Annotated in this window: 11 protein-coding genes; 10 read left to right on the plus strand and 1 reads right to left on the minus strand. The window is 30.6% G+C overall.

The window, feature by feature from the left end; all coding sequences use genetic code 11:
- The first annotated feature begins 4 nt into the window (after positions 1–4).
- The 3 genes from guaA to I2A66_RS12760 all read left to right on the plus strand — a co-directional run bounded on the left by guaA (position 5) and on the right by I2A66_RS12760 (position 4,267).
- Positions 5–1,540, plus strand: coding sequence for a glutamine-hydrolyzing GMP synthase (gene guaA / locus I2A66_RS12750; protein ID WP_195251789.1), 1,536 nt, complete (start codon positions 5–7; stop codon positions 1,538–1,540).
- 142 nt (positions 1,541–1,682) lie between these two features.
- Entirely contained in the window at positions 1,683–2,705 is a 1,023-nt protein-coding gene (locus I2A66_RS12755) for a BMP family lipoprotein (RefSeq protein ID WP_122640450.1), read from the plus strand.
- Positions 2,706–2,929: 224 nt separating this feature from the next.
- Positions 2,930–4,267 (plus strand): NCS2 family permease, encoded by a 1,338-nt coding sequence (locus I2A66_RS12760; protein ID WP_122640451.1) that lies wholly within the window; start codon positions 2,930–2,932, stop codon positions 4,265–4,267.
- Positions 4,268–4,354: 87 nt separating this feature from the next.
- On the opposite strand, the gene I2A66_RS12765 is transcribed toward I2A66_RS12760, so the two are convergent.
- Positions 4,355–6,031 (minus strand): formate--tetrahydrofolate ligase, encoded by a 1,677-nt coding sequence (locus I2A66_RS12765; RefSeq protein WP_147516767.1) that lies wholly within the window; start codon positions 6,029–6,031, stop codon positions 4,355–4,357.
- A gap of 351 nt (positions 6,032–6,382) precedes the next feature.
- Between I2A66_RS12765 and purE the strand changes: the two genes are divergently transcribed.
- Genes purE through purD form a run of 7 tightly spaced genes read left to right on the plus strand, consistent with a single transcriptional unit; the run spans position 6,383 to position 13,343 of the window.
- Entirely contained in the window at positions 6,383–6,859 is a 477-nt protein-coding gene (purE, locus tag I2A66_RS12770) for a 5-(carboxyamino)imidazole ribonucleotide mutase (protein ID WP_122640453.1), read from the plus strand.
- Between the two features lie 5 nt (positions 6,860–6,864).
- Positions 6,865–7,563: a phosphoribosylaminoimidazolesuccinocarboxamide synthase gene (purC, locus tag I2A66_RS12775; protein WP_122640454.1), complete on the plus strand. Its 699-nt coding sequence runs from the start codon at positions 6,865–6,867 to the stop codon at positions 7,561–7,563.
- A 12-nt stretch (positions 7,564–7,575) separates the two neighbouring features.
- Positions 7,576–8,946, plus strand: a complete 1,371-nt coding sequence (gene purF, locus I2A66_RS12780) for an amidophosphoribosyltransferase (protein WP_147516765.1) — start codon at positions 7,576–7,578, stop codon at positions 8,944–8,946.
- The gene (gene purM / locus I2A66_RS12785; protein WP_122640456.1) at positions 8,940–9,968 is read left to right on the plus strand and encodes a phosphoribosylformylglycinamidine cyclo-ligase; all 1,029 of its coding nucleotides are present in this window, start codon (positions 8,940–8,942) and stop codon (positions 9,966–9,968) included. The genes purF and purM overlap by 7 nt, the downstream gene beginning before the upstream one ends.
- The gene (gene purN / locus I2A66_RS12790) at positions 9,962–10,555 is read left to right on the plus strand and encodes a phosphoribosylglycinamide formyltransferase (RefSeq protein ID WP_122640457.1); all 594 of its coding nucleotides are present in this window, start codon (positions 9,962–9,964) and stop codon (positions 10,553–10,555) included. Before purM ends, purN begins: the two co-directional genes overlap by 7 nt.
- Positions 10,548–12,080 carry a bifunctional phosphoribosylaminoimidazolecarboxamide formyltransferase/IMP cyclohydrolase gene (gene purH / locus I2A66_RS12795; protein ID WP_195251790.1) on the plus strand — a complete coding sequence of 511 codons (1,533 nt, stop codon included), beginning with the start codon at positions 10,548–10,550 and terminating at the stop codon, positions 12,078–12,080. The genes purN and purH overlap by 8 nt, the downstream gene beginning before the upstream one ends.
- 12 nt (positions 12,081–12,092) lie before the next feature.
- Complete coding sequence (purD, locus tag I2A66_RS12800) at positions 12,093–13,343, plus strand: phosphoribosylamine--glycine ligase (RefSeq protein ID WP_122640459.1); 1,251 nt, start codon at positions 12,093–12,095, stop codon at positions 13,341–13,343.
- Positions 13,344–13,361: the final 18 nt, after the last annotated feature.

Below are 13,361 nucleotides of genomic sequence, written 5' to 3' on the forward strand. Positions count from 1 at the left end.
CAATATGAAGAAGCATGAATTAGTACTTGTAGTTGATTTTGGGGGACAATATAATCAATTAATAGCAAGAAGAGTAAGAGAGAATAATGTATACTGTGAAATAATACCTTATACTACAGATATAGAAACAATAAAATCGAAGAATCCGAAAGGGATAATATTTACAGGTGGACCTAATAGTGCATATTTAGATAACTCTCCTACGATATCAAAAGAGATATTTGATATAGGAGTACCAATACTAGGTATTTGCTACGGAGTACAAATAATGTCTCATGTATTGGGTGGAAATGTAAGAAAAGGTAATGCTAATGAAAAAGAATATGGTAGAACTGAAATAAAATATGAAGAATCTGCTATATTTGAAGGTATGTCAACAAATATTGTATGGATGAGTCATACAGATTTAATAGATAGAGTTCCAGATGGATTTAAAATAGTAGCTCATACTAAAGATTGTCCAGTTGCTGCTATGGAAAATACAGAGAAAAAATTGTATGGAGTACAGTTCCATCCAGAAGTTGAACATTGTTTAGAAGGAGATAAAGTTCTTACTAACTTCTTATATAATGTTTGTGGTGTAAGTGGAGACTGGACTACAGATACATTTATAGAAGATAAGATAAATGAATTAAAAGCTATAATAGGTGACAAAAAAGTACTATGTGCATTAAGTGGTGGAGTGGATTCATCTGTTGCTGCTGTACTTGTACACAGAGCTATAGGAGATAACTTAACTTGTGTATTTGTTGATCATGGTTTACTTAGAAAAAATGAAGGTGACGATGTAGAAAGAATATTCAGAGATAAGTTTGATATGAACTTAATTAGAGTTAATTGTGAAGATAGATTCTTAGGTAAATTAAAGGGAGTAACAGAGCCAGAATCTAAGAGAAAAATAATAGGTGAAGAATTCATAAGAGTATTTGAAGAAGAATCAGCTAAATTAGGAAAAATGGACTTTTTAGTTCAAGGAACTATATATCCAGATGTAGTAGAAAGTGGGCATGGAGAAGCAGCTACTATAAAATCTCACCATAATGTTGGTGGAATACCTGAAGATATAGAATTCCAAATAGTTGAGCCACTAAGAGAATTATTTAAAGATGAAGTAAGAAAAATAGGGTTAGAGTTAGGTATAGAAGAAGGTTTAATATTTAGGCATCCATTCCCAGGACCAGGATTAGGTATAAGGGTTATAGGAGAAGTTACTAAAGAAAGATGTGACATATTAAGAGAAGCTGATGCTATATATATGGATGAACTTAAAAAAGCTGGATTATATAAAGAAATATGGCAAGCATTTGCGACATTGCCAGATGTAAAAACTGTTGGAGTTATGGGAGATGAAAGAACATATGCTTACTTAGTAGGTTTAAGAGCAGTTACATCTTCTGATGGAATGACTTCTGACTGGTATAAGATGCCGTATGATGTTTTAGAAAAAATATCAAACAGAATTGTAAATGAAGTTGATGGAGCAAATAGAGTAGTTTATGATATAACTTCAAAACCACCAGGAACAATAGAGTGGGAATAATATAAAATAAGGGGGATTTATTATAATAATTAATTTTATTATAATAGATTCTTTTTTATTTCAAATTAATTGTAGTTAATGTTTATTAAACATAATATAAAAATTTAGACAACAAAAGGTAAAGACATTTAGGAGGAATAACATGAAATTTAAAAAAATATTTTCATTAGGTACAGCAGTAATGTTATCTGCATCTATGTTAGTTGGATGTGGATCAAAATCTTCAAATGGATCATCAGATGATGTTATAAAAGTAGGTATGGTAGCGGATACAGGTGGAATAAATGATGAATCCTTCAATCAAAGTGCATGGGAAGGTCTTCAACAAGCACAAAAAGATTTTAATATTGAAATAAAAGTTATAGAATCTAAGCAAGCATCAGAGTATATTTCAAATATAGAAAGTCTTGTTGATGAAGATATGGATTTAGTAATAGGTGTTGGTAATACTATGAAAGATGATATCGAAACACAAGCAAAGAATTATCCAGAACAACAATTTGCAATAATAGATGAGACGTATGATAAAATACCCGAAAATGTAACACCTATATTATTTAAAGAAAATGAAGCTACATTTTTAGCTGGAGTTATAGCAGGAAAAACAACAAATACTAATAAAATTGGATTTATAGGTGGTATGGAAAATAGCGTTATATCTAGATTCGAATATGGATTTAAATATGGTGTGAAAACAGCTAATAAAGATGCTAATGTTAATGTTCAATATGCAGGCACATTTTCTGATGCAGCTAAAGGCAAATCTATAGCTAACCAAATGTATGGAAATGACATAGATATAATATTATCTGCTGCAGGTGGAACAGGATTAGGTGCAATTGAATCAGCTAAAGAAAACAATAAATATGCTATAGGTGTTGATAAAGATCAAAGCAACTTAGCTCCAAAAAATGTTTTAACTTCAGCTCTAAAAAAGGTTAATATTGGTGTATATGATACGGTAAAAGAATTAGTCAATGGTAAGTTAAAAGGTGGACAAGAGAAAATATATGGACTTAAAGAAGATGGAGTTGGTATACCGGAGTCTACTAAAAAATTAGTACCAGCAGATGTTTTAGATTTCGTAAATGAAATGAAAGAAAAAGTTAAAAATGGAGAAATATCAGTACCTTCAACAAAAGAAGAGTATGAATCTACATTATAAATTATAAAATAGACATGTATATAATTAAAACTAGATTAAATTTTACTTTAAATTTAATCTAGTTTTTTTATTTTTATTAAAAACACGAACTATTTTTAATAAAAAATTTAAAAAGTATAAAAAAAGTTGCAAAAAAGTGTACTATATAATATAATTACTAGTGTAAAGTTAGCTAATATTCGAATTATAATATGATAAAATAATAAAAAATATGGAGGTTGAATATGCAAGCTACTCAAACGAGTAACCAAGGTTTACTAGATAAGGTTTTTAAGTTATCAGAACATAACACAAATGTTAAAACGGAAATTATAGCAGGTATAACAACATTCATGACTATGGCTTATATATTGGTTGTTAATGTTAATATTCTTGGAGAAACAGGAATGGATAGAAATGCAATATTTGCGGCAACTGCAATAGCTGCATTTATAGGATGTTTAGCTATGGGACTTTTAGCTAATTATCCAATCGCTTTAGCGCCGGGGATGGGCCTTAATGCATTCTTTGCATATACAGTTGTATTAGGAATGGGTCATACATGGCAATTTGCATTATGTGCGGTTTTAATAGAAGGAATTATATTTATAATACTTACGGCTACAAATGTTAGAGAAAAAATTATAGATTGCATACCGCCAGTTTTAAAGCATGCAGTTACAGCTGGAATAGGACTTTTTATAGCGTTTATAGGGTTAGCAAATGCAGGTGTAGTAGTAACTGGTTCTACAATACTGGCATTAGGTAATATGAGAGATCCTTTAGTTATATTAACGATAGTAGGAATAGTATTAGCTAGTATATTAATAGCAAAAAATATAAAAGGTGCGTTTCTTATAGCAATGTTAATAATATCAGCGATAGGTATGCTTTTAGGGCTTGTAGATTTACCTCAAGGAGTTATATCAACAAATGTACCATCAGTTAAGCCGTTATTTTTACAAGCATTCAGTGTACCAACTAATGAAATATTCAGTTTACAAATGCTAGTTATAGTAGTAACATTCTTATTTGTAGACTTATTTGATACTGTAGGATGTTTAGTAGGAGTTGCATCTAAAGGTAATTTATTAGATAAAGATGGAAAGCTTCCAAGAGCAAAGCAAGCATTATTTGCCGATGCAATAGCTACGACTGTAGGAGCAATGCTTGGAACTTCAACAGTAACATCATATGTTGAAAGTGCGGCAGGTATAGGAGAAGGTGGTAGAACTGGATTAACAGCAGTTACGACAGGAATATTATTCTTATTATCATTATTATTTGCTCCATTATTTATAGCAGTACCAACTCAAGCTACATCGCCGGTACTTATAATAGTTGGAGTTATGATGGCGAGCTCATTAAAAGAAATAGACTTCAATGATTTTACAAATGCAATACCAGCATTCTTAACATTAGCGATGATGCCGTTTGCATATAGTATAGCTGATGGAATTATATTTGGTATAATATCATTTACAGTATTAAAATTAGCAACAGGGAAATCAAAAGAAGTGAATATATATTTAATAGTATTATCAATACTATTTATGCTTAAATTTGTATTCATCACTCATTAGTGATAAAATAATCAGCAAATAAAAAAGTTTAAACATTTAATAAAAGAAAAACTCCAAGTTAGAGATTCTAGCTTGGAGTTTTTTATATTAGAATAATCCTGAAATTATTCCGTTTTCATCAATATCTATTTTTTCAGCAGCAGGAGTTTTTGGAAGTCCAGGCATTTTCATTATGTTACCAGTAAGAGCAACGATAAAGCCTGCACCGGCTGAAACATTTAGTTGTCTAACCGTAATTTTAAATCCACTAGGTCTTCCTAACTTAGTAGCATCATCAGTTAAAGAGTACTGAGTTTTAGCCATACATATAGGCATATTTCCAAAACCTAAAGATTCTAGTTTATCTAATTCTTTTCTTGCTTGAGGAGTGAAATCTACACCGTCAGCTCCATAAATTTTAGTAGCTATTGAATTTATTTTTTCTTCTATGCTTAACTCATCTTCATAGCAAAGTTGGAAGTTACTTTCTTTCTCATCTATAAGTCTTAGTACCTCAGTAGCTAATTCTATTCCACCTTCTCCACCTTTAGACCAAACCTGAGATACAGCAACATTTACACCTAATTCTTTACACTTTTCTTTTATTAGGTTAATTTCAGCTTGAGTATCAGTAGGGAATTCATTTATAGCAACTACTGCTGGTAAATTAAATACTTGGGTTATGTTTTCAACATGCTTTAATAAGTTTGGTAGACCTGCCTCTAAAGCTTCTAAATTTTCATTATTTAAATCATTTTTAGAAATTCCACCATTATATTTTAACGCTCTTACAGTAGCAACAATTATAACAGCAGAAGGCTCTATACCCGACATTCTACATTTTATATCTAAGAATTTTTCTGCACCAAGGTCTGCACCAAAACCACCTTCAGTAACTACATAATCAGCAAAATGCATAGCCATCTTAGTAGCTATAACAGAGTTACATCCATGTGCAATATTTGCAAAAGGGCCACCATGTATGAAGGCTGGCGTTCCTTCTAGTGTTTGAACTAAATTGGGTTTTAAAGCATCTTTTAATAAAGCAGCCATAGCACCGTTAGCTTTTAAGTCTGATGCAGTTACAGGATCTCCATCATAGTTATATGCAACTATTATTTTTCCTAATTTTTCTTTTAAGTCTGATATATCATTTGCAAGGCAGAAGACTGCCATGACTTCTGATGCAACAGTTATGTCAAAACCATCTTGTCTAGTAACGCCATCAACTCTAGAACCTAATCCATCAACAATATTTCTTAGTTGCCTATCATTCATATCAACGCATCTTCTCCAAGTTATGCTTCTAACATCAATATTTAATGTATTTCCTTGGTGTATATGGTTATCTAGCATAGCTGCTAGTAAGTTATTGGCAGCTCCAATAGCGTGTAAATCTCCTGTAAAATGAAGATTTATATCTTCCATAGGTATAACTTGAGCATATCCACCACCTGCGGCTCCGCCTTTTATACCAAATACAGGACCTAAAGAAGGTTCTCTTAACGCAACTAATGTATTTTTTCCAAGCCTAGAAAGTGCATCTGCAACACCAATTGTTGTAGTTGTTTTACCTTCACCTGCAGGCGTTGGGTTTATAGCAGTTGTTAATATAACCTTTGATTTTTTATTTGAATTACTTTTTAATAAATTATAATCGATCTTAGCTTTGTATTTTCCGTACATATCGATATCATCTTCATGAATATTTAGCTTCCTAGCAATTTCTTTAATGTGCTTAGGTTTAGCTTCTTGTGCAATCTCTATATCTGATTTAAATGCCATAAGATAAATTCCTCCATTGTATGTATTTTTTAGATTTAATATTGATAATTATACCATTATTTTACCTTCTGAAACTATTTATCTGAATTATAACATAAAATTCGTATTTGTACATACAATTTATATAAGGTTAAAAAGGATAGGGATGTGTAAAAATATTAATATTATTCATGTAATGCCTGTGATTTCAAAGATTTTATAAGTTTGATATTTGTATTAAAAAAATTATTAGTAAAATATTAGTTGCAAAAATCTGTATATTATTATAGAATTTATTTATAAAGTTCGTATAATTGTGCGTGTAATACACGGTTGAATAATTTAAAATATATATGGAAAAGAGGGAAATTGATGAAAGTAGCAATAGTTATGGGATCAAAGTCAGATTATCCTAAAGTTCAAGAAGGTATAAAGTTATTAGAAAAATTTGGTGTATCAGTTAAAGTTAGAGTGTTATCAGCGCATAGAACTCCGGTTCAATTGACGGAGTTTTTAAATGAAATAGAAGGTGAAGTAGATGTAATAGTAGGGGCTGCAGGGAAAGCTGCACATCTACCGGGAGTGATAGCTTCTCAAACATTAATACCTGTTATAGGGTTACCGATTAAGTCATCCACAATGGATGGACTAGATTCACTTTTATCAATAGTACAAATGCCTAAAGGTATTCCTGTGGCAACAGTTGCGATAGATGGGGGACTAAATGCTGCTCTATTAGCACTTCAAATAATGAGTTTAAAATATCCAAAAATAAAAAAAGATTTAGTTTTATATAGAGAAGAAATGGCAAATCAAGTATTAGAAGATGATAAGAATTTAAGGGGGTAACAAAAATGTTATTATATGAAGGTAAAGCGAAACAAGTTTATTCTACAGAAAATGAAAATGAATATATAGTTTATTTTAAAGATGATGCAACGGCATTTAATGGAGAAAAGAAAGCAACAATATCTTCTAAAGGAATCTTAAATAATAAAATTTCAACTATAATGTTTGAAATGTTACACGATAATCAAATCAATACACACTTCATAAAAAGTTTATCAGATAGAGAAATGCTAGTAAAGAAAGTTGAAATATTACCATTAGAAGTTATAGTAAGGAATATAACGGCAGGTTCATTTTGTAAGAGATATGGAATAGAAGAAGGTTTAGTTTTAGATGAACCTATATTTGAGCTTTGTTACAAAAATGATGAATATGGTGATCCTATGCTAAATGATGATCATGCAGTGGCAATGAAATTAGCAAATAGAGAAGAAATAGCATTCTTAAAAGAGCAAACTTTAAAAATAAATAAACTAATGAAAGAGTTCTTCCTAAAAATGAACTTAAAGTTAGTAGATTTCAAATTAGAGTTCGGTAAAGATTCACAAGGAAATATAATATTAGCAGATGAAATATCTCCTGATACTTGCAGACTTTGGGATGTAAATACAAATGAAAAATTAGATAAAGATAGATTTAGAAGAGATTTAGGTGATCTTGTTAAAGGTTATGAAGAAGTTCTTTCAAGAATGAACTGTAAATAGGGGGAATTTCTTATGTGTGGTGTTGTAGGTATTTATTCAAAAGATAAGGATATAGCTAAAGAACTATACTATTCTTTATATTCTATACAACATAGGGGTCAAGAAAGCTGTGGGATGGCTGTATTTGATGGAAGAGATATGAAGTATAAAAAAGATATGGGATTAGTTGGAGATGTATTTAAAGAAGGTGAGCTATCTAAGTTAAGTGGAAATATGGGAATAGGTCATGTTAGATACTCTACAGCTGGTGGAAGTACTTTAGCAAATTGTCAGCCATTAGTTGGTAGTTGTAGAAAAAGAACATTAGCATTAGCCCACAATGGAAACTTGGTAAATGCAAATTACTTAAGGGATATGTTAGAAGAAGATGGTTATATGTTTCAAGCAAACTCAGATACAGAAGTAATACTTTATATACTTGCTAGATACTATAAGGGAGATATAGTAGAAAGTTTAAAATTAACTATGGATTATATAAAAGGTGCATACTCTCTTGTAATAATGGGGGAAGATTCATTAGTAGGTGTAAGGGATCCTCATGGATTTAGACCTCTTATATTAGGCAAAAAAGGTAATGAATATATATTTGCATCAGAAAGTTGTGCTATAGATATACTTGGCGGAGAAGTCATAAGAGATGTAGAACCAGGAGAGATAGTAGTAATTAAAGATGGTGAACTTAAGACGTATCATTATTCAGAAAATTATAAATGTGTAAAAAGAAGTTGTATATTTGAACATATCTATTTTGCAAGAAATGATGCAACAATAGATAATGTAAATGTATATGAGTTTAGAGTTAAATGTGGGGAATTACTAGCTAAAGATGAAGCAATAAATGCGGATATAGTAGTTCCAGTTCCAGATTCGGGATGGGCAGGTGCCATAGGATATTCTAATGCAAGTGGACTTAAAGTAAGTGAAGGTCTTGTAAAAAATAGATATGTAGGAAGAACATTTATAAAACCTACACAAGAAGAAAGGGAAATATCAGTAAAAATAAAATTAAATCCTTTATCAAGTGTTGTAAAAGGAAAGTCAGTGGTACTAGTTGATGATTCTGTAGTAAGGGGAACAACATCCAAGCAAATAGTACAGTCACTTAGAGATGCAGGCGCAAGAGAAATTCACCTTAGAATAACGTCTTCTCCAGTATCTTACTCTTGTTACTATGGAATAGATACTCCAAATAGATCGAAATTAATAGCATCTAACCATAACATAGAAGAAATGAGAGCGTATATAGGATGTGACTCATTAAAGTTTTTAAGTATAGATTCGATGATAGAAGCAACAGAGAGTAAGTCTACTTTCTGTAAAGCATGTTTTGATGGAGATTACCCAGTTAAGAAAATCGATAAGGAGGAACTTTTATCATGTTAACTTACAAGCAATCAGGTGTTGATATAGATGAAGGAAATAGAGCAGTAGATCTTATTAAAAGAAAAATAAAAACAACTTATGATAACAATGTAATAGGTGATTTAGGAAATTTCAGTGGACTATATAGTTTAAAAGATTTCACTAACATGACTGAACCAGTGTTACTTTCGTCAACGGATGGAGTTGGAACAAAATTAAAGCTAGCTCAAATGATGGATAGACATAATACTGTAGGCATAGATCTAGTTGCAATGTGTGTAAATGATTTAATATGCCAAGGTGCAAGACCGTTATTTTTTTTAGACTACATCGCTACTGGAAAGTTAGTTGCAGAACAAGTGGAACAAATAGTTAGCGGTATAGTAGACGGATGTAAAATGGCAGGGTGTGCACTTGTTGGTGGAGAAACTGCTGAAATGCCTGGTATGTATAGTGAAGATGAATATGATTTAGCAGGATTTTCTGTTGGCATAGCAGATAGAGAGAATATAGTATCTGGTAAAGATGTAAAGTCTGGAGATACATTAATAGGAATATCATCAAGTGGTATACATAGTAATGGATTTTCATTTATAAGAAAAATATTTTTAGATACTTATGGATATAAGTTAGATCAATATATAGAAGAATTAGGGATGACTTTAGGAGAAGCATTATTAACACCTACGAAAATATATGTAAAATTAGTTCTAGATTTATTAAATAAATATGATATAAAAGCAATAGCACATATTACTGGTGGTGGAGTTATAGAAAATATAACTAGAGTTATACCAAAAGGGTTAGGTATAGATATACAAAAGAATTCTTGGGAAAAACCAGCAATATTTAAGATGATAGAAAACTTCAATTCTATAGATGAAATAGAGCTACATAAGAGCTTTAATATGGGGGTAGGATTAGTATTAATAGTTGATGATAGGAAATCAAAAGAAATAACTGAATACATAAATACTACTGAAGAAAAGGCCTATATTATAGGTAAAGTGGTAGATACTCATGAAGGAGTCAAGTTATGCTAAATATAGGTGTTTTAGTTTCGGGTGGAGGAACTAATTTACAAGTTATAATAAATGAAACTTTGGCTAGAAATATAAATGGAAAAGTTAAAGTAGTTATATCAAATAAAGAGAATGCCTATGGCTTAGAAAGAGCAAGACAAAATAATATAGAAGCAATTTTTGAAACTGATGAAGATAAAATAATCGAAACTTTAAAAGATCGTAATATAGACTTAGTAGTTTTAGCTGGATATTTAAAGATAATAAGTCCCAAATTTGTAAATGAATTTAAAAACAAAATGATAAATATACATCCATCGTTAATACCTTCATTTTGTGGTAAAGGATACTATGGACAAAAAGTTCATCAAGGTGTGCTTGATTATGGTGTTAAAGTAACTGGAGCAACAGTGCACTTTGTTGATGAAGGAGCAGATACAGGCCCAATAATTATGCAAGAAACTGTAGATGTAAGAGATGATGATGATGTAGACTCTTTAGCTAAAAGAGTGCTGCACGTAGAACATAAGATATTAAAGAAGAGTATTAGTCTTTTTTGTGAAAATAAATTAAGTATTCAGGGTAGGAGAGTGTTTATAAATGAGTAAAAGAGCATTGATAAGTGTAACAGACAAAACTAGAGTAGTTGAATTTGCAAAGGAACTAAATAATCTTGGATATGAAGTTATATCTACAGGAAATACATTTAAGATGTTAGAAAAAAACGGAGTTAAAGCTATTCAAATAGATGAAGTTACTAAATTTCCAGAAATGTTAGATGGAAGAGTTAAGACTTTAAATCCACACATACATGGAGGAATACTTTATAAAAGAGATGATAAAAATCATGTAAAAACTGTGAAAGAGCATAAAATAGGATCTATAGATTTAGTAGTAGTAAATTTATATGATTTTGAAGGTACTTTAAAGGCAGGAAAATCTCATGAAGAAATGATAGAAAACATAGATATCGGTGGACCATCTATGATACGTTCTGCTGCTAAAAATTATAAAGATGTAACAGTTATAGTAGATATAAATGATTATGATATGGTAATTGAAAAGTTAAAAAATGATAATTTAACTTTAGAAGATAGAAAAAGATTATCATATAAAGCATTCTCAACTACAGCTAGGTATGATGCACTTATATCAAGCTATTTTGCAGGCGAAGTTAAAGATAGTTATCCTGAAGTATTAAATTTAACATTTCAAAAAGAACAAACATTAAGATATGGAGAAAATCCACATCAAAATGGAGTACTATACTCACAGCCAAACGCTAAAAATCCAATATTAAATTATGAACAATTAAATGGAAAAGAACTTTCTTTCAATAATATAAATGACTTACATGGTTGTTTAGAAGTAATGAGAGAATTTAAAGATAATGATGAAGTAGTTTCAGTAGCTATAAAACATACTAATCCATGTGGCGTTGGTTTAGGACAGAACTCTTTAGAAGCATATACAAAGTGTTATGAAGCTGATACAGTTTCAATATTTGGTGGAATAGTTGGAATAACTTCTACAGTAGATGAAGTTACAGCTAAAAAGTTAAGTGAAATATTCTTAGAAATAGTAGCAGCTTATGATTTTACACCACAAGCTTTAGAAATACTTAAGAAAAAGAAGAACTTAAGAGTTTTAAAATTATCTAAGATAGAAACTAGTTTACAGCCATATGAAATGAAATACTTAGATGGAAAATTATTAATACAAGATAAAAATAATTCCTTAGCAGATAAATATGAAACTGTAACGGTAGTTGAACCAACTAAAGAACAGTTAGAAGATATGGAATTTGGTATGAAGGTTGTTAAAAATATGAAATCAAATGCTATAGCTATAGTTAAAGATGGTAAAACATTAGCTTTAGGATGTGGTCAAACTTCAAGAATATGGGCTTTAAAAAATGCCTTAGAAAACAACCGTGATAAAGACTTTAATGGAGCTATACTTGCTTCAGATGCATTCTTCCCATTTGATGATTGTGTAACATTAGCAAATGAATATGGAATAAAAGCAGTTGTTCAACCAGGTGGTTCAATGAAAGACCAAGATTCTATAGATGCTTGTAATAAATATGAAATGACAATGGTGTTTACAGGAGTAAGACATTTCAAACACTAGGGGGTAAATTTTATGAAGGTATTAGTTATTGGTGGTGGCGGTAGAGAGCATGCCATCTGTTGGAAATTAAGTAAAGAAGAAAACGTAGAAGTAATATTTTGTGCACCAGGAAACGCTGGAATTGAAAGTGTAGCAAAGTGCATAAGTATTGGTGATAGTGATATAGATGAACTGGTAAGTTTTGCAAAAGAAAATAAAATAGACTTAACAATAGTGGGGCCTGAGGTTCCACTTGTTAAGGGGATAGTTGATGAATTTGAGAAAGAAAATTTAAGAATTTTTGGACCAAATAAAAGTTGTGCTAGATTAGAAGGTAGTAAGGCTTTCTCTAAAGACTTTATGATAAGACATAACATACCTACTGCAAAGTACAAAGAATATACGAACTTAGATGAAGCTATAAGTGAAGTAGACAACTTTGGATATCCAGTAGTAATAAAAGCTGATGGTTTAGCTGCAGGAAAAGGTGTAGTAATACCGACAAATAGAGAAGATGCAATATATACATTAAAAGAAATGATGACAAATAAGAAATTTGGAGATGCAGGAAATAAAATAGTTATAGAAGAGTTTCTAAGTGGAATAGAAACATCTATATTAGCATTTGTAGATAACAATATTATAGTTCCTATGGTAAGTGCAAAAGACCATAAGAAAGTGTATGACAATGAAGAAGGACCTAATACAGGAGGTATGGGAACTTTTTCTCCAAGTGAAGTGTATACAGATGAATTAGCCAAAAGCATAAAAACAAATGTATTAGATGCTACATTAGAGGGATTTAAAAAAGATAAATTAAATTACAAAGGAATATTATTTGTAGGTTTAATGATTACAGAAGATGGACCCAAAGTATTAGAATATAATACTAGATTTGGGGATCCTGAAACTCAATCGATTTTATTTAGATTAGATACGGATTTAAATAAAATAATGAATGCAATAATAGACAATAAACTAAGTGATATAGAAATAAATTATAAAGATGAAGAATCAGTTTGTGTAATGCTTACATCTATAGGGTACCCTGATTCTTATGAAAAAGGAAAGATAATAACTGGACTTGAGAATCTAGATAAAGATATAGTTGTTTTCCATAGTGGAACTAAGATGGATAATGGAAACTTGCTTACAAATGGTGGAAGAGTAATTGGATTAACAGCAAAAGCAGCTTCAGTAAAGGATGCAGCAGAAAAGGTATATGAAAACATTAAGAAAATAAGCTTTGAAGGTATGCATTATAGAACTGATATAGGAGTTTAGAATTTTCTAAAAATATGG

The sequence above is a fragment of the Romboutsia sp. 1001713B170207_170306_H8 genome (assembly GCF_015550495.1).
In the GTDB taxonomy this organism is placed as follows: Bacteria; Bacillota; Clostridia; order Peptostreptococcales; family Peptostreptococcaceae; genus Romboutsia_E.